Genomic DNA, 16,895 nt, shown 5'->3' with positions numbered 1-16,895 from the left:
TTATAGTTGTTTTTTAACGGAGAGCTTTAGTCCTTATAGTGGCGATATCTTTTTTTAATACAAAGATAAAGTTGATAGCAGGACATGAACGATAGTAAACTGACGCGGTAAGTAGCTCCAAATTAAGTTTTTTATTCTTTTTTCAAAATGTCATCCATAACGTCCAAAATTATGGCACAACCTTCTTTTATTTCTTCATCAGAAATGGTTAACGGTGGTGTTATTCTGATAGCGCATCCTTCAAACAGCAACCAGAATAAAATGAGCCCTTTGTCCTGACATTTCAAAATTACCTCATTTGTTATTTCGGCAGTTTCAGTCATAGCGGCAAGCATTAATCCTTTTCCTCTAACTTCCTTTATCAAAGGATGTACCAAAAGCGATCTAAAGAGTTTTTCTTTCTCTAAAGCTTCTTGCATTAGATTAGTTTCAGTTAATTCTTGCAAAGTAGCTAAACAGGCTGACGCAATGACAGGATGACCACCAAAAGTCGTAATATGACCTAATTTAGGGTTTTCTGTTAAAAGGTCCATTTTTTCTGCTTGTGCTGTAAAAGCACCAACAGGCATTCCGCCTCCCATTCCTTTTCCCATCACCACAATATCCGGAACGACATCGTAATTCTGAAAACCAAATAGTTTTCCGGTTCTACCAAAACCTGGCTGAATTTCGTCGACGATCATCATGGCGCCAACTTCGTCACAACGTTTGCGAACTTTTTGCAGAAAGTTGTTTTCGGGTTGAATAAATCCAGCACCTCCTTGAATAGTTTCTAAAAGTATTGCCGCTGTTCTTGTAGTTATTTTTTGTAAATCTTCTTCGTTGTTAAAAGTTATAAAATCGACATCTGGAAGCAAAGGACGAAAGGCTCTTTTGCGTTCTTCAAATCCCATAACACTCATTGATCCCATTGTGTTACCATGATAAGCATTGTGGCAAGAAATAAGCTGACTGCGACCTGTTGTTCGTTTGGCTAATTTTAGTGCGCCTTCTATTGCTTCGGTTCCTGAATTAACCAAATAGGTTTTATTTAGAGATTCCGGTAGGAGTGAGGCTAGTAATTTACAATATTGAACGGCTGGACTTTGCGAATATTCGCCATAAACCATTACGTGCGAGTATTTATCCAATTGATCTTTTATTGCTTGATTAACTCTTGGGTGTTGGTGTCCTAGTGTACAAGCCGAAACTCCGGCTACAAAATCTAAATATTTTTTGTCGTTAGTATCGTAAATATAAGAGCCAATAGCGTGCGAAACTTCCATTCCTAAAGGATAAGGGGAAGTTTGAGCTTGGTATTTTATAAAATCTGTATTCATTTTTTTCAAAGGTTCAAAAAGGCAAAGGTACTAAGGTTCTTAGTTTTTTTGTTTCAGGTTCTGTAAACTGCGACTGAAAACTGAAAACTACTTTTTAGACTTCGCTGGTACGGGTTTTACTGCGGGCTTCTTTTTATCGTAATCTCGCGTTTCTTTCCTGACTTTCATCGGGACGTTTTTGTTCTTGGTTGCTTCGTCTTTTCCTTCTTTAACTAATTTGTCATTCATTTCATTGTCTTCTTCGGTGAAAATATCATCTTTCGATTTTATTCGTTCATCACCACGCCAACGAAGCCCTTTTAACTTACGTGCATTTTCGGGCAAATCGGCTTCAGGCCAAAGATCTCCATCAACTTTGTTGAAAAATGTAATAGTTTGAATATCATTGTTTTCTAAAATAAGATTGATTTTACTACTCACATTTTTATTAATTCCAATAAGTTCATGATCGTCATCATTCCGCATATAATAGACCACTTCGGTATTTTTAATGACATCAACATCGTGTAGTTTTCCATCTTTAAATTTTCCAAACAAATTAATTCCTTTTACCTGATTATAACCCGTTCCGAGGGTATCCCGCGAGACTATAAAGGTGTTATTGAGGACTTTTAAAGAATCTAGTTTTTTGGTATTGTTATCGCCAATTAAGTGCATTATATCGCCGGTAATTTGACTTTCTCCATTCCATAAAATTGGATTACCAATAAGTTTGGTTAATGCAGTTTTAGAGTTCGAATGTATTGAATCGCATTTTCCGCTCATGTCAATTTTGTAAAAACGAACGTTTTTGTATGCTCTCAAAATTCGTTCGCCTTCTTTTCCTGTAACCATCAACTTTTGTCCATGAATATAAACGGAATCTTTTTCGACAAGATTAATGGCTACGGCTCTTTTTGTTACAAACATCGAATCTTTAAGTTTGTAAATTTCGGCATAATGACCTTTTACAATTCCACGATTTATAGAGTCAGTGATTTTTACATTTCTGGTTGCTGATGCAAATTCGATATTCCGATTATAGTATAAACTATCGCCTTCAATAAGTCGATCATCGTATTTAATGTATGACCTTCGTAAAAAATGTGCTAAGTTTTTCTTAGTGTCATAAAAACCTTTTTCTGTATAGATATAATTAGACTGACTGGTAATGGTCGAAGGTCCAAATAAATAGGTATGCCCTGAGTTGCTATAGTAATCTAAATGATTTGATTTTATAACATATTTTGGATTAGTAATTGTAACTTCAGTCAAAAACTGGAACTTTTTTTCTTCTACATAATACCTTCCGGATTTACTTACCAAAGTATTGTCTTTATTTACAATCGTACCTTTAGTATTATAAAAAACCTGTTGAACATTTCGATCAAAATTAATAGTATCGGTTCGTAAGGTTGCATCTGGTGAACTCATAACGGCATCTCCAGTTGCAAAAGCTTTTTTTAAGTTTCCGCTATATTCGGCATATTTACTGTTCAGGAATAAAGTATCACCTTGAACTAGTTGTACATTTCCAAAAGCTTTAAGGTAATTTTCTTTTTGAAAAAAGTAAGCTTTATTACAGGTTAATACAACACCATCATGATTTACTTTTACATTTCCGGTAAGTAAAACCCCATCAGGTACTAATACTTGATTAATTTCTACTAAATCTGAATTCTCGATATTAATAGTTTTTGGTTTTGGTGCCTGCGCAAAAATGGATTGTACGCTTAACAAAAGCAAACAATAAGATATGATAAAGAATGATTTCTTCAATTTATTAAATTTTTGTCAAATTTATGAAAAAGGTTACAACCTTTCTTGATATTAAGATTAATTTATAAATCAAAAATGACTGATGAAAATAGAGATGCTGATGTATTCGATTTATTAACAAAATTGGGCACTCTCTCGTTGTAGTTTAATTTTTTGAGCTGAAATTAAAGCAAAAGTGATTTTAGTTTTTTCTGAGTTTAAAATTTAGTCTAAATTTAGGAAATGGTTTTTGAGCTAGGAGGTTGTTTTTTTAGTTTAAAAATGAATTAGATTATAAAAAATATGATAAATAAAAGAGTTTTTGTTGCAGGATTGGCTGCAACCATGTTGTTTTCGGCATGTAAAACCAAAGATTTAAAAATGGATGTAACTAAAGAGGAAGATTCTAAGAATAAGAAGGTTGTAGTTTATCAGGTTTTTACACGTTTGTTTGGGAATAAAAATACAACAAACAAACCTTGGGGAACAATTGAAGAGAATGGTGTTGGGAAATTTAATGATTTTACAGACAAAGCACTTCATGAAATCAAAGACTTAGGTGTTACTTATATTTGGTACACTGGAGTTCCGCATCATGCTTTGGTAAGAGATTATGCGGCTTACGGAATTTCTAATGATGATCCTGAGGTGGTAAAAGGACGTGCAGGATCGCCCTATGCGGTAAAAGATTATTATAATGTAAATCCTGATTTAGCAGTAAATCCTGCCAATAGATTACAAGAATTTGAAGATTTAATTTCTCGTACGCATAGAGCAGGACTAAAACTGATTATTGATATTGTACCCAATCATATCGCTCGAAAATATGAGGGGAAGAATAATCCTGAAGGTGTAAAGGACTTTGGTGCTGACGACGATGTAACGGTTGAATACAAAAGAGATAATAATTTCTATTATATCCCGAAAATGCATTTTGAAATTCCTGACAATGATATTCCTTTAAACGGAGAAAAAAATGCGCTTGTTGATGGTGTATTTGATGAAAATCCTGCAAAATGGACAGGTAATGGTTCGCGAAAAGTAAAACCAGACCAGAATGACTGGTACGAAACTGTAAAGGTAAATTACGGGATTCGCCCAGATGGTTCTAAAGATTTTTCTGAGCTTCCTGTGGGTTTTGATCAAAAATCTTATAAAGAACATTTTGCTTTTTGGCAAGATAAAGATGTTCCGGATTCCTGGAAGAAATTTAAAGATATTGCTTTGTATTGGACTGCAAAAGGTGTTGATGGCTTTCGTTACGATATGGCCGAAATGGTTCCGTACGAATTTTGGAGCTATATGAATTCAGCCATTAAAATGAAAAATCCAGATGCTTTTTTATTAGCAGAAGTTTATAATCCTAAAGAATACCGCAATTATATCCGTTTAGGAAAAATGGATTATTTGTATGATAAGGTCGAAACGTATGATAAACTAAAAGATGTTATTCGCGGAAAATCGTCTCCGGATGGATTAACGGATATTCAAAAAGGAATGATAGATATTGAACATAATATGCTTCATTTTTTAGACAATCATGATGAACAACGTTTAGCAAGTCCTGAATTTGCAGGAACACCGGAACGAGGGAAACCGTTAATGGTGGTTTCTACAACTATTAGTACTTCGCCAACTATGGTTTATTTTGGACAGGAAGTAGGAGAGGCTGGAAATGAAAATGCAGGTTTTGGAACTCGTTCGAGAACTTCAATTTTTGATTATATCGGAGTTCCAAATCACCAACGATGGATGAATGAAGGAAAATTTGATGGTGGACAACTTTCAGAATCAGAGAAAAGCCTGCGTGACTTTTATAAACGATTATTAAATTTCTCTATAAAAAGTCCTGCTTTAATGGGAAGTTTTGAGGAAATTCAAACGGTAAATCGTCAGAATAATGCTGGTTACGATGAATTGATTTATTCGTTTGTACGTTGGTCAGAAAATCAAAAATTGGTTATTGTTGCTAATTTTTCTTCAGATAAAACAAGTGAGTTTGATTTGAAGATTCCTTCTGGTATTATTGAAAAGTGGAATTTGAAGGATGGAGAGTATACTCTCATAGATCAATTGTATAAAAAGAGCTCAGTTTTGTTAAAAGTTATAAATGGAGCAGGAACTGCAAGAGTGAAAATTGCGCCTTCAGAATCATTTATTTATGAGTTAAAATAGCGAGGGAATACATAATAAGAAAGCCTTGTTTTGGAAGTTGAAATTTTCAACACAAGGTTTTTTAATTTTTATGAGTTTGTCTATTTTAGTAGTTGAAGAATATTTTTTATCGACAATTGTGCACCGCAAACAAATTCATCAGAAGCACCGTAGTATATCGTGAGTGTGTCTCCGTCTGGTTCGACAATATGTCCATTTGTAAATACTACATTTCCAAAAAAGCCGCTCAATTCATAATTTGTTGTCGGAATCATAATTGGTTCGTCCGTTCGTGAAATTACTATTGTTGGGTCTTTTAAGTCCATTAAAAATGCACCCAAACAATATTGATGATTCTCATTGGCTCCATGATAAATTTCCAGCCAGCCATTTTTAGTTTTAATAGGCGATGCACCCGCACCAACCCTTTTACTGTCCCAGAATCCTTTTCTTGTTTTTATAATACAATGATGATTTCCCCAATGAATACCATCAGGAGATGAAGTAATCCAAATATAATTGCCACCAATATCTACACTGCTTGGACGATGTAAGGCATAGAATAAACCATTTATCTTCATTTCAAAAATGGCACAATCTTTATTATGTGCAGGTAATATCATACCATGTTTGGTAAAGTTTTTCCAGTCGGTTGTGGTGCGTAAGCTAACACCAACACCATTATCTGAAACTGAAGTAAAGGTTAGGTAGTAAGTTTTATCAATCAATGCAACACGACAGTCTTCTATTCCAAATGTTTCTAAAGGTCCTTCGCCCACTAAAAAAGGATAGTTTTCAGGTTCGTAAAAATCACGTCCATTTTCGCTGCATAATAAGCGCAAATGCGATAATGTTGTTAAATAATCATTTCCTTTATAATTGATTACTCGTGCATCATTTGCAATTAAATCTGGATCATTTTTGGGTATTTCGATAATTTTTATAGTTCCTGTTTTGGTTAATATTGGAAATGAGATTGAGTTTTCTTTTTGTTCAGGCCTTTCGGCTACTCTAACAATTAACCAAGTTTTGTTTTGGTACCAAAATACTCCAGGATTCAGTAAACAAGTGATTTCTAATCCGTCAGTACTTGCAACTAAGTCATTTGGTGATAATAACGGGTTTTCTTTAAAACGATTTGCTATATCTTTCATGTCTTTTATTTCTAAGTGATTAGAATATAAAAGATAACATAAATTTCTTTTGAAAGATTAAAATTGCGCTGTTATTTGCTAATAATGTTTAGTAAAGAGCAAAAAAAAAGCTGATACTTATTTGTATCAGCTTTTTGATTTTAAACTCTTTTGACTTTCTTTAAAGCCGCGATATAATTTTCGTTTACTTTTTCCCAATTAATATGTTCGTAAAAGGCGTCGATATAACTTCCTTTTTTATTTTGATAATCAAGATAGTAAGCATGTTCCCATAAATCAATTCCTAGAATAGGAGTTCCCGGAATCAATGCATTTTTCATCAACGGATTATCTTGATTTTCGGTAGTTGTAATTTGTAGTTTACCATATCTGTCAACCACTAACCAAACCCATCCTGAACCAAATTGCTTTTCTGATTGTCCTTTAAATTGAGTTGTAAGATTAGAGAAAGACCCAAATTCTTTATTAATAGAACCAGACAAGGTATCTTTTGGAGTTTGTTCTTTAGGTGTTAAAACATTAAAATATAGGGTATGATTGTAATAACCACCTGCATTCTGACGAAGTTTTGCGTTACTAAGATCTAGTTTTTTTAGAATATCTTCAATTGGTAAATTCTCCAATTCAGTATTTACAATTTCTTTATTTAAATTGTTGGTATACGTTAAATAATGTTTAGAGTAATGCGTTTCTAAAGTAAGAGTTCTTATTGCCGGCGCTAATGCGTCATAAGAAAAAGCAAGTTTTGTTAACTCAAAAGGTCCCGGATCTGCTTTTACATCGTTCGGAGAACCTATTGTTATTTTTTCTTCTTTTGAAGGCAATGGAACCTCTACAACTTCAGTTAGCTTGTTTTTGTCATTACAAGAAAATAATAGTAAAAATGAAGCAAAAATGCCAAAACGAGTAATGTTCTTCTTCATAATGTATTTATTTTAATGTTAGTGAATTAATGATCTCAATATAATTTTCTTTAGCCTCGTCAATCGATATATGACTAATCTGCATCCAGGCATTTGTTTTAAAAGCATTTCTTAAATCAAAATTTTCAGATTGATTGTAAATTGCTGTACCAAAAGTGGCTTGTTTGTAATAAGCATAAAGTCTTAGCTGCACATCTTGCGGCAGTGAGGCTTGTGTCATTTTTAGAGCTTTTTCAACAGCCTCAGAAAAACGAGTATCTAAATCTTTTTCAGTCATTAAGCTTTTGTAGCAATGATGGTTTTACCACCAATAGCTTTTTGGTTCAATACAACATTGATAGGAGTACCTAAAGGTAAAAATAAATCTACTCTTGATCCAAATTTTATAAAACCAGCATCAGTTCCTTGAATAACTTGCATTCCTTCTTGAGCATAGTTTACAATTCTGCGTGCTAGAGCACCTGCAATTTGTCTGTATAAAATTTGTCCGAAAGTATCATTTTCGATTACAACAGTAGTTCTTTCATTTTCTTCACTAGCTTTTGGGTGCCATGCAACCAAAAATTTACCAGGGTGATATTTACTGAATTTTATGATTCCGTCCATTGCGTAACGCGTAACATGTACGTTTATTGGAGACATAAAGATTGAAACTTGTAAACGTTTGTCTTTAAAAAACTCACCTTCATAAACTTCTTCAATAACCACAACTTTTCCATCAACTGGAGCTAGGATTTGATCACTGTTTCTAATCGCAATTCTTTTTGGGTTTCTAAAAAATTGCAAAATAATGATTAATACCAATACGCCCGCAAGCTGTACAAGTATTCTTAGCCAATTAATATCAATGAATTTCTCAGCAATTAAAAGTACGGCAACTGTAAAAACAGTACCTAATAAAATGGATGGGCCTCCCTCTTTATGAAACATAATATAAAATTTGATAAAATAAAAATATAATTGGTGCTACAAATATAACACTATCTAATCGATCTAGTATACCTCCATGACCAGGCATTATAGAGCCACTGTCTTTTACTCCGGCAATTCTCTTGAATTTTGATTCAATCAAATCTCCAATAGTTCCAAAAATACTGACAATTACAGCAATGATGGTCCATATTAAAATTGATTTACTACTAAAGTCCGGATTGGGCTGAATGTATAATTTTGAAATCAAGAAACCTGCGAAAGCAGCAAAAACAGCTCCGCCAAGAAATCCTTCTATTGTTTTTTTAGGAGAGACACGTTCAAATAATTTGTGCTTTCCCATAGATTTTCCAACTAAATAAGCAAAAGTATCGTTTGTCCAGATTAAGATAAATAATCCAAGAATGATTTTTGGATTGTAATTATTAGTTCCAAATGAAATTTTTACAATAAAGATAAAAGGAAGCGTGATGTAACCTAATAAATACAAATACTTAGAAGAGATGCTTATGCTTTGAATAGAGTCGTAAAATAAGAATAAAATGCATTTAATCGATATTACAATCGTAACCGCAAGAAGTATTAGATCTAATTGCTGGATATTTATCTCTAAATCAAAATTTGATTTAAATAAATTATTTAAAAAGGCAGTAGTTTGTTTATTGTAATGACTAATTAATATAATTGTAGAATAAAATAAAGCCCCAAATAAAATTGAGAATACTTTATTTAAACTTACTAAATTAGAAAATTCATAAATTGTAATAATTAGGAAGACTCCAAAAAGAACAATAAAGCTTTCGGTTGAAAACAGAATAGATGTTAGTAGTAAAGCGATATAAACAGCACCAGAAATGGTTCTCTTGAGTGTTTCGTTCATCTTAAAGGTCTTCTAAAAGCAATAAATATAAATTCTTGGCAACACTACCGTATTGTGTAAAATCTTCTTCTTTTGCTTTTTCGAAATATTTTATTGTGGTGATATTGGTTGGATAGTCTCTTTCGTATTTACGCTTGATCGCACTTAAGCCATCGCTTTTAATAGAAAGAATTTGGCTTGTCGTTGCAATAATTACAATGTTTGCCGGTAATTCGTTTGGTTTGTCTTGTCTAATCTGTTTTGATGAAAATAGAATAGAGCCTTCATCGGCAATTAAGTTTTCGCAAGTAGCAAGTAAAAACTTAGGACTTCTAGGAGAAATATAAAGTAATTTATTTTCTTCTAATAAATTAAATAGGGCAGGTTCGTAACAAAGAACTTCTTTTTCGAACCAGTCGTTTTCTTCTAAAATGTTTTCAAATTGTTCTGCAACTTCTTGTTTGTTTTCGCAATACAAAAATTTACCGCCATTTTTCTTGAAATTGAAAATGAATCTTTCATCGATAGAAAGATGGCTATCCTGAATTGGACTTCCTCCATATTCGCTTTCATTTTCTTCATCAGAAGAGGCATCGCTCGAACCAAATATTTTTTTGAAAAAATTCATTTTATATGAAATACTTTACATGTTAATTGAAAACGTTCAAAGATAAAAAAATCTTAATTCAAAAGGCTATTTTGAATTAAGATTTTAAAAAATATTGCATATTTATTGAATACTTTACGAAACCACTTCTTCTAAATTTTTATCAAAAGAGCGTTTTCCGAAAATATTTTCTAAGTCATCTTTAAAAATAACTTCTTTTTCTATTAATATATCAGCAAGTTGATTTAGTTTGTCTTTGTTTTCTTCTAGAATTTCGATGGCTCTTTTGTATTGACCCTCAATTAATTCAGAGATTTCTTTATCAATGATTTTTGCTGTTTCGTCAGAATATGGTTTAGAGAAATTGTATTCACTTTGACCAGTTGAGTCGTAATAAGTAACATTTCCAATTTTTTCATTCAAACCATAAATTGTTACCATTGCGCGAGCCTGACGTGTAACTTTTTCTAAATCGCTTAGTGCACCAGTCGAAATTCTGTCGAAAGTTACTTTTTCAGCAGCTCTTCCTCCCATAGTAGCACACATTTCGTCTAACATTTGATCTGTTCTTACGATTTGTCTTTCTTCTGGTAAATACCAAGCAGCTCCTAAACTTTGTCCACGAGGTACAATAGTTACTTTAATAAGTGGTGCAGCATGCTCAAGCATCCAGCTTACAGTTGCGTGACCAGCTTCGTGAATAGCAATTGCTCTTTTCTCGTCTGGAGTAATGATTTTATTTTTCTTTTCAAGACCACCAATAATTCTATCAACAGCATCCAAGAAATCTTGTCTGTCTACAGCAGTTTTGTTGTTACGAGCAGCAATTAGAGCCGCTTCGTTACAAACATTTGCAATATCGGCACCAGAGAATCCCGGAGTTTGTTTTGCTAAGAAATCAAGGTCAAGACCTTCAACTTTTTTGATAGGTGCTAAGTGAACTGCAAATATTTCAGCTCTTTCGCGAATGTCTGGTAAGTCAACAAAAATTTGTCTGTCAAAACGTCCTGCACGCATTAAAGCTTTGTCAAGAACGTCAGCTCTATTAGTTGCAGCCAAAACGATTACGTTAGAGTTTGTACCAAAACCATCCATTTCTGTCAATAATTGGTTTAGAGTATTTTCTCTCTCGTCGTTTCCGCCAGACATATTACTTTTTCCTCTAGCTCTACCAACAGCATCAATCTCGTCGATGAAAATAATAGCGGGAGATTTTTCTTTAGCTTGTTTAAACAAATCACGTACACGTGATGCTCCAACACCTACAAACATCTCTACGAAATCAGAACCTGATAAAGAGAAGAAAGGTACTTGAGCTTCGCCGGCAACAGCTTTTGCAAGTAAAGTTTTACCAGTTCCCGGAGGGCCTACAAGTAATGCTCCTTTTGGAATTTTACCTCCTAGATTGGTATATTTTTCTGGGTTTTTCAAGAATTCTACAATTTCTTGTATTTCTTCTTTAGCACCTTCTAAACCTGCTACATCTTTAAAAGTAGTTTTAATGTCTGTTTTTTCGTCAAACAATTTAGCTTTAGATTTTCCAATGTTAAAGATTTGTCCGCCACCACCACCTGCGCCACCTGACATTTTACGCATAATGAAAATCCATACACCAATAATAATGATAATTGGAAGTAGACTAATTAAGATATCGCTCCAGTTGTTTTTTTGCAAGAAATTAAAATCTTTCAGTTTGCCTTCGCCAACTGCTTTTTCTAATTTAGTTTGAAAAATTTGGTCGTTACCAATTTCTAAAGTATAGTGAGGACCTTTGTTTGGTCTTTCAAAAATATCTTTAGCCACCTTTTTATTCGCTGCATCTTTAAGAGCAGCTTGCGTTAAGTATACTTCAGCTTCAGCTTTATTATAAACGATTACTTTTTCAATTTGTCCTTTTTCTAATAATACATTGAATTTAGAAGAAGTTAATTGAGCAGGTTCGCTTAAGTTAGATCCACCGGTTGCAAAACTTATAAATAAAAAAACTAGAAGTATTGCGGTATATATTAACCAAGGACTTATTTTAAATTTACTCGGGTTTGGATTATTATCTTTAGCCATTAGAAAAAATTTTCTTTAGTATTTGTTTTCGATTGTAGTTATTTTGGCGTCACCCCAAAGGCTTTCGATATTATAGTATTCACGAATGTGTTTTTGAAAAACGTGTACAACAATATGCACATAATCCATAAGAACCCATTCCGCGTTATCGGTTCCCTCTACGTGCCAAGGTTTGTCTTTTAAATCTTTAGAAACTGTTTTTTGAATTGAACCTACAATGGCGTTAACTTGAGTGTTAGAATTTCCGTTGCAAACAACAAAATAGTCACAAACAGCCGTGTCTATTTCTCTTAAGTCAAGGATACTGATATCATTACCTTTTACTTCTTCAATTCCTTTGATTATGTTCGCCAATAGAACATCATTATTAATAGTCTTTTTCGCCATGAATTATTTTATATGAATTTGTAAAGTTACCAAATTTTGTGTTTAATTTTGAACCTTAAACAAAATATTAAATTAAGTTATTTAAATTACTTGAATGAAACTAATCAAACTCGATGCCATAGATTCAACAAATGATTTCCTTAAATCATTGGCGAGCCAAGATGAACTGGATAATTTTACGGTTATTACAGCCGAAACCCAAACAAAAGGGAAGGGGCAGATGGGGGCAAAGTGGTTGTCTGAGTCGGGTAAAAACTTAATTATGAGTGCTTTGGTTAAGGATTTTGTATTTAGTAACGAACAGGTTTTTAACCTTAGTATTATTGTTTCGTTAAGTGTAATTGATGTCTTAAAATCGTTGGATATTTCTGATTTAAGTATAAAATGGCCAAACGACATTATGTCATATAATAAAAAGATTGGTGGCATACTAATCGAAAATACCCTAAAAAGTGATGGCAGGATCGTGTCAGTTGTTGGATTAGGCTTAAATGTTAACCAAACAAATTATGACGAATTACCTAATGCATCTTCGCTGGCAGTTATTGCGGGACGCAGTTTTGATAAAGACGCTCTACCTGTTTTAATCGTCGAAAAGATGAAAGAAAAAATCAAATTATGGGAAACAAATTCTACAGTTTTCTGGAACGAATATTTTAATTCATTGTTTCGTAAAGGAATACCAATGCCGTTTAAAAGCCTGAATACAAACAATGCAAGACAAAATTTTATGGGAATCATTCAAGGCGTTTCTACAATTGGAAAATTGCAGGTTTTATTAGAAGACGATTCTGTGTCGGAATTTGATATAAAGGAGATTCAGATGCTTTACTAACGAGGTGCAAATTTTCAAAGGTTCAGAGGTTCAAAGATATTTAGGATTTTGGTTTATAATATTTTTTTAAAGTAATCTATCACCGTCTTTTGCGACATATTTAGTGAATTAAATTTTTCTGCTCAATCTGCAAAATCTGCAAGAAACAATTTTTTTATGCTTTTACCATTTTATCCGCTTTGGGCGTTGTTTTTCTGTTCCAGTAAACAATATATAAAGTTCCAAAAATAGAAGGCGTTATCCAGGCAATTAAATTTCCAAGTCCAATTCCGGCAACGATAAAGGCAGTTACAGAAGCGATTAATGCTCCAGTCATTTTTCCGATGTGTTTAAAAAGCCATTTTTTCTTCATTTCCGAAACATTTTTAAAGAACATAAAGTCTTTAATCGACATATAAAGTCCAAATCCGCCAAAAAACAGAAATAAAATACCGTTTTGAATGTTTTTTAATTGGCAGTAGAATCCAATAGCAATCATTATTGCAGAGAAAAACAAAGTACTTCCGGATATTAATTTGTCTGTAAAATTAGCTTTTGTTTTATGTTTAAATGCTGTGGCTCTGTTGCCCGAAATCACAAGATAAATTGTAAATAAACCAATTAGAAACAAAAATATATTTTGGTGGTTTGGCATCCAGCAAATAAAGAGCGAAATAATGCAGCTCGTTAGCATGCCAATAGAAAAAAGTTTCCCTAATCGTTTGTGCAATGCATTTCCTTTTTTGACAAGAATACTTCCAATTCCGGTCATTAATCCAATTCCTCCAAAAAAAGCATGAATGTAAATTAAAATCTTAATAGCTGGTTCCATTTTGATGTTTGTTAGTTTATGGATCAAACTTAGATTAATCATTTATTTTACGATAATTTATAGTTCTGAACTGTTGTTTTTTAGGGATGAAATGTTTTTTTTTAAGGTTCAGAGGGGCAAAGGTCCTAAGGTTTTAAGGTTTTTTAAAATAATCTCGCAAAGTCGCAGAGTCGTAAAGTTCAGTTTTATTAGCGTCTTAGCGACTTTGCGAGAAATAAATCTGTAAAATCTGTGACAAAAAAAAGCCCGATAAAATCGGACTTTTAATTTATAATTTACAATTTATAATTCACCATTATTAATTAAAGCTTCGTCATATTAGTTGCCAAAGTCTCAATAAATTTACTAATTGGGCCTTTAATCATCATTGCCATCATAGCATTAAATTCGCCTTCAAATTGAAGTTGAACAGCACTTTCTGAAGCCGAAACACTATCAATATTCGAAACCAAAGTAAAAGGAAGTTTATCGCTTGCAGCTCCCAAAACAATTTTGTTTGGCGCTACTTTTTCCTTCATTTTTAATTTTATTTCCGGCATACCTTTCAGTCCAAAAATAAAAGCATCTTCACCAATCACTTCAAATTTAGCGATATTATCAGGCATTAATTTTTCAAAATTCTTAACATCAGTCAATAAATCAAATAAATCTTGAGCTGATTTCTGAACAGTAACTTTTGGACTTTCTAAGTTCATATTTTGTTTTTATTTAAATATCGTAAGTTTTTAACCGCAAAGTGCGCAAAGTTTTTTTCTAAAGTTTAGCTTTATAAACGTAATCCCGAAGCCTCGGGACGCAAAGCTGTATAAAAATAAATTTCAATTTTTATCCCGAAGTCTCGGGACCAAATTCCAAAAAAGAGCAAAGCGATTTTTTTAAAATCTGAAATCTAAATTCAGAAATCTAAAATTACTCCTCCTCTTTTCCCCAAGTCGATGGACTTTCGTTCCATTCTAGCAAAGTCGATTGTTGCTCTTCGGTAATATATTGTTTTTGAACCGCAAGATCCAATAAGTTTTCATAATTACTTAGCGTATACAAATCGATATTGGCATTTTTAAAGTTTTCTTCGGCAACATTAAACCCGTAAGTAAAAATCGCCGCCATACCTTTAATATTTGCGCCTTCGTTGCGTAACGCTTCTACAGCAAGTAAACTACTGTTTCCGGTACTAATTAAATCTTCAACAACAACCACATTTTGGCCTTTTTGTAAAAAACCTTCTACTTGGTTTTGTCTTCCATGTTTTTTTGCTTCCGGGCGCACATATACAAATGGCAATCCAAGGCTTTCAGCAACAAGAATTCCAATTCCAATGGCTCCAGTGGCAACACCGGCAATGACATCTGGTTTCCCAAATTGTTTTTCAATATTTTTCGCAAATTCATCACGAACATAATTTCGGATGCTAGGAAATGAAAGAATTAACCTATTATCACAATAAATAGGCGATTTCCATCCAGAAGCCCATGTAAAAGGATTTTCGGGATTCAATTTAATTGCATTTATTTGCAAAAGCAATTCGGCTGTTTTTTCGGCAGTATCTTTATTAAAAATCATAGTACAAATGTATAAAGTTTTTGTGAACGACAAACCACTTTTTTTGACAAATGAAATCTCAAAGGAGACTAATTTTCAATTATTCTTGTTAGAGAGTATTGATATAGAGCAACTTATAGTGAAAATTTTTCAAAATAAAATTCAAAAAGCTTATTTATATCATCCTGACGAAAAGGAAATTATGAAAACGCTTAAAGCCAAAATTCCTGTTAATAAGGCTGGAGGAGGCTTTGTTTACAATAAAAAAGGCGAAGTATTATTTATTTTCAGAAACGGAAAATGGGACTTACCAAAAGGCGGAATCGAGAAAGGCGAAGAAATTGAAGCCACAGCCATGCGCGAAGTCGAAGAAGAAACCGGTGTAAACCAACTACGCATTACAAAAAAGTTACAAAAAACTTACCATATCTTTAAACGCAACGGAAAATACAAACTCAAAATCACACATTGGTTCGAAATGTATTCAGATTTTGAAGGAACTCCACACGGACAAATCGAAGAAGGAATCGAAAAAGTAGCATGGTTAAACCCGGAACAAATTAAAGAAGCACTAAAAAATTCCTACGAAAACATTAAATTATTATTCGAAGAAGAAAATAAAGTTACAGTATAAGGATAAAAATTACTCTAAAACCAAAGCCTACCAATACTTCAAATCAAGGCTTAAGTTGTTGACATTCCAAGCATAACAAAAAATCAATCTTAATTTACACTTTAAGATTGCGAACTTATAGCAAATAATATTATATTGCAGGAAAATACTGTAAATTTTAAAATAACAGCATAAAAAGCAAAATTATTTTTTTTGTAATCTGGAATACAAATACCTCGCAAATGATTTTTAAAGCTTTAAGGAACGACGAAGATATAGACGACAGTACTTTTAATATGTTGTACTCTACGCGCATCAGAAGACTATCAGAACGACATTGGACACCAGTTGCCATTGCAAAAATAGCAGCAGATTATTTGGTCAATAAACCCAATAAAAAAGTATTAGATATTGGTGCGGGTGTAGGTAAATTTTGTTTCGTAGGTGCGGCCTCTACAAAAGGCATTTTTTATGGAGTCGAACAAAGAGCATCGCTTACTAAACTGTCCAAAAAAATTGCCGAAAAGCACCATGTCGAAAATGTCGAATTTATACATTCTAATATCACCGATATTTCTTTTTCAGATTATGATGCGTTTTATTTTTACAATTCTTTTTTCGAGAACATCGACACATCCTGCCCAATAGATAAAATTATAGTTCCAAAAAGTGAATTATTTCTGTCTTATTCTAATTACGTTAGAGATCAACTCGCCAAAACGCCCAAATATACGAGACTCGTTACCTTTTGGAGTACGTGGGAAGAAATACCCGAAAGTTTTGATTTAGAATATTCTGCCTGCGACGGAATATTAAATTTCTGGAGAAAAATGTCTTAGCTATTACGATCGTTCCGCTCGTGAGTTTTTTTTGTTTAATTCTATTTTGATTGCGTTTACGAAAGGCATAGTTTCTAGTGTGATTTCTCCTTTCAGTCGAAATGACAAATCTAATGTTTTTTTGCGT

General features: G+C 33.0%; 17 protein-coding genes. 4 read left to right on the top strand and 13 right to left on the bottom strand.

All coding sequences use genetic code 11. The features are described from left to right. Positions 1 to 131: 131 nt before the first annotated feature. Positions 132 to 1,319, bottom strand: a complete 1,188-nt coding sequence (locus tag IW18_RS11625; RefSeq protein WP_041517883.1) for an aspartate aminotransferase family protein — start codon at positions 1,317 to 1,319, stop codon at positions 132 to 134. An 87-nt stretch (positions 1,320 to 1,406) separates the two neighbouring features. Further along, positions 1,407 to 3,077 (bottom strand): OstA-like protein, encoded by a 1,671-nt coding sequence (locus IW18_RS11620; protein WP_041517881.1) that lies wholly within the window; start codon positions 3,075 to 3,077, stop codon positions 1,407 to 1,409. A 282-nt stretch (positions 3,078 to 3,359) separates the two neighbouring features. On the opposite strand from IW18_RS11620, the gene IW18_RS11615 reads away from it, so the two are divergent. Beyond that, positions 3,360 to 5,231, top strand: coding sequence for an alpha-amylase family glycosyl hydrolase (locus IW18_RS11615; RefSeq protein ID WP_041517880.1), 1,872 nt, complete (start codon positions 3,360 to 3,362; stop codon positions 5,229 to 5,231). A gap of 80 nt (positions 5,232 to 5,311) precedes the next feature. Here IW18_RS11615 and IW18_RS11610 read toward each other — a convergent pair whose 3' ends face one another. From IW18_RS11610 to rsfS, 8 genes are all read right to left on the bottom strand, one after another. Further along, positions 5,312 to 6,364, bottom strand: coding sequence for a glycoside hydrolase family 130 protein (locus IW18_RS11610; protein WP_041517878.1), 1,053 nt, complete (start codon positions 6,362 to 6,364; stop codon positions 5,312 to 5,314). Positions 6,365 to 6,504: 140 nt separating this feature from the next. Continuing rightward, a complete protein-coding gene (locus IW18_RS11605; RefSeq protein WP_041517876.1) occupies positions 6,505 to 7,287 on the bottom strand; it encodes a superoxide dismutase in 783 nt (260 codons plus the stop codon). 7 nt (positions 7,288 to 7,294) lie between these two features. Further along, on the bottom strand, positions 7,295 to 7,564 hold the full coding sequence (locus IW18_RS11600) for an acyl-CoA-binding protein (protein WP_041517875.1): 270 nt from the start codon (positions 7,562 to 7,564) through the stop codon (positions 7,295 to 7,297). Continuing rightward, positions 7,564 to 8,217, bottom strand: a complete 654-nt coding sequence (locus tag IW18_RS11595; RefSeq protein ID WP_041517874.1) for a phosphatidylserine decarboxylase family protein — start codon at positions 8,215 to 8,217, stop codon at positions 7,564 to 7,566. The genes IW18_RS11600 and IW18_RS11595 overlap by 1 nt, the downstream gene beginning before the upstream one ends. Then, complete coding sequence (locus IW18_RS11590) at positions 8,207 to 9,097, bottom strand: phosphatidate cytidylyltransferase (protein WP_041517873.1); 891 nt, start codon at positions 9,095 to 9,097, stop codon at positions 8,207 to 8,209. Before IW18_RS11590 ends, IW18_RS11595 begins: the two co-directional genes overlap by 11 nt. 1 nt (position 9,098) lies before the next feature. After that, positions 9,099 to 9,704: a lactate utilization protein B/C gene (locus tag IW18_RS11585; RefSeq protein ID WP_041517872.1), complete on the bottom strand. Its 606-nt coding sequence runs from the start codon at positions 9,702 to 9,704 to the stop codon at positions 9,099 to 9,101. 114 nt (positions 9,705 to 9,818) lie between these two features. Beyond that, the gene (gene ftsH / locus IW18_RS11580; RefSeq protein ID WP_041517871.1) at positions 9,819 to 11,744 is read right to left on the bottom strand and encodes an ATP-dependent zinc metalloprotease FtsH; all 1,926 of its coding nucleotides are present in this window, start codon (positions 11,742 to 11,744) and stop codon (positions 9,819 to 9,821) included. Positions 11,745 to 11,759: 15 nt separating this feature from the next. Next, positions 11,760 to 12,131: a ribosome silencing factor gene (gene rsfS, locus IW18_RS11575; RefSeq protein WP_041517869.1), complete on the bottom strand. Its 372-nt coding sequence runs from the start codon at positions 12,129 to 12,131 to the stop codon at positions 11,760 to 11,762. Between the two features lie 94 nt (positions 12,132 to 12,225). Here rsfS and IW18_RS11570 point away from each other — a divergent pair, with 94 nt between their 5' ends. Continuing rightward, a complete protein-coding gene (locus IW18_RS11570; RefSeq protein ID WP_041517867.1) occupies positions 12,226 to 12,966 on the top strand; it encodes a biotin--[acetyl-CoA-carboxylase] ligase in 741 nt (246 codons plus the stop codon). Between the two features lie 154 nt (positions 12,967 to 13,120). Here IW18_RS11570 and IW18_RS11565 read toward each other — a convergent pair whose 3' ends face one another. The 3 genes from IW18_RS11565 to pyrE form a co-directional block, all read right to left on the bottom strand. Continuing rightward, positions 13,121 to 13,777 (bottom strand): DUF2306 domain-containing protein, encoded by a 657-nt coding sequence (locus IW18_RS11565; RefSeq protein WP_041517866.1) that lies wholly within the window; start codon positions 13,775 to 13,777, stop codon positions 13,121 to 13,123. A 302-nt stretch (positions 13,778 to 14,079) separates the two neighbouring features. After that, positions 14,080 to 14,472, bottom strand: a complete 393-nt coding sequence (locus IW18_RS11560) for a hypothetical protein (protein WP_041517864.1) — start codon at positions 14,470 to 14,472, stop codon at positions 14,080 to 14,082. 214 nt (positions 14,473 to 14,686) lie between these two features. Further along, positions 14,687 to 15,337 carry an orotate phosphoribosyltransferase gene (pyrE, locus tag IW18_RS11555; RefSeq protein ID WP_041517862.1) on the bottom strand — a complete coding sequence of 217 codons (651 nt, stop codon included), beginning with the start codon at positions 15,335 to 15,337 and terminating at the stop codon, positions 14,687 to 14,689. Between the two features lie 7 nt (positions 15,338 to 15,344). Here pyrE and IW18_RS11550 point away from each other — a divergent pair, with 7 nt between their 5' ends. Both IW18_RS11550 and IW18_RS11545 read left to right on the top strand, forming a co-directional pair. Continuing rightward, entirely contained in the window at positions 15,345 to 15,950 is a 606-nt protein-coding gene (locus IW18_RS11550) for an NUDIX hydrolase (protein WP_041517860.1), read from the top strand. 221 nt (positions 15,951 to 16,171) lie between these two features. Next, a complete protein-coding gene (locus IW18_RS11545) occupies positions 16,172 to 16,768 on the top strand; it encodes a methyltransferase domain-containing protein (protein ID WP_041517859.1) in 597 nt (198 codons plus the stop codon). Positions 16,769 to 16,895: the final 127 nt, after the last annotated feature.

The organism is Flavobacterium hibernum (assembly GCF_000832125.1).
Taxonomy (GTDB): domain Bacteria; phylum Bacteroidota; class Bacteroidia; order Flavobacteriales; family Flavobacteriaceae; genus Flavobacterium; species Flavobacterium hibernum.
This window is presented reverse-complemented; position numbering and strand designations above follow the sequence as displayed.

Coding starts and splice junctions, on each gene's coding strand:
- IW18_RS11625 (WP_041517883.1), bottom strand. CDS start 1,319: ATGAATACAGATTTTATAAAATACCAAGCTCAAACTTCCCCTTATCCT.
- IW18_RS11615 (WP_041517880.1), top strand. CDS start 3,360: ATGATAAATAAAAGAGTTTTTGTTGCAGGATTGGCTGCAACCATGTTG.
- IW18_RS11610 (WP_041517878.1), bottom strand. CDS start 6,364: ATGAAAGATATAGCAAATCGTTTTAAAGAAAACCCGTTATTATCACCA.
- IW18_RS11605 (WP_041517876.1), bottom strand. CDS start 7,287: ATGAAGAAGAACATTACTCGTTTTGGCATTTTTGCTTCATTTTTACTA.
- IW18_RS11600 (WP_041517875.1), bottom strand. CDS start 7,564: ATGACTGAAAAAGATTTAGATACTCGTTTTTCTGAGGCTGTTGAAAAA.
- IW18_RS11595 (WP_041517874.1), bottom strand. CDS start 8,217: ATGTTTCATAAAGAGGGAGGCCCATCCATTTTATTAGGTACTGTTTTT.
- IW18_RS11590 (WP_041517873.1), bottom strand. CDS start 9,097: ATGAACGAAACACTCAAGAGAACCATTTCTGGTGCTGTTTATATCGCT.
- IW18_RS11585 (WP_041517872.1), bottom strand. CDS start 9,704: ATGAATTTTTTCAAAAAAATATTTGGTTCGAGCGATGCCTCTTCTGAT.
- ftsH (WP_041517871.1), bottom strand. CDS start 11,744: ATGGCTAAAGATAATAATCCAAACCCGAGTAAATTTAAAATAAGTCCT.
- rsfS (WP_041517869.1), bottom strand. CDS start 12,131: ATGGCGAAAAAGACTATTAATAATGATGTTCTATTGGCGAACATAATC.
- IW18_RS11570 (WP_041517867.1), top strand. CDS start 12,226: ATGAAACTAATCAAACTCGATGCCATAGATTCAACAAATGATTTCCTT.
- IW18_RS11565 (WP_041517866.1), bottom strand. CDS start 13,777: ATGGAACCAGCTATTAAGATTTTAATTTACATTCATGCTTTTTTTGGA.
- IW18_RS11560 (WP_041517864.1), bottom strand. CDS start 14,472: ATGAACTTAGAAAGTCCAAAAGTTACTGTTCAGAAATCAGCTCAAGAT.
- pyrE (WP_041517862.1), bottom strand. CDS start 15,337: ATGATTTTTAATAAAGATACTGCCGAAAAAACAGCCGAATTGCTTTTG.
- IW18_RS11550 (WP_041517860.1), top strand. CDS start 15,345: ATGTATAAAGTTTTTGTGAACGACAAACCACTTTTTTTGACAAATGAA.
- IW18_RS11545 (WP_041517859.1), top strand. CDS start 16,172: ATGATTTTTAAAGCTTTAAGGAACGACGAAGATATAGACGACAGTACT.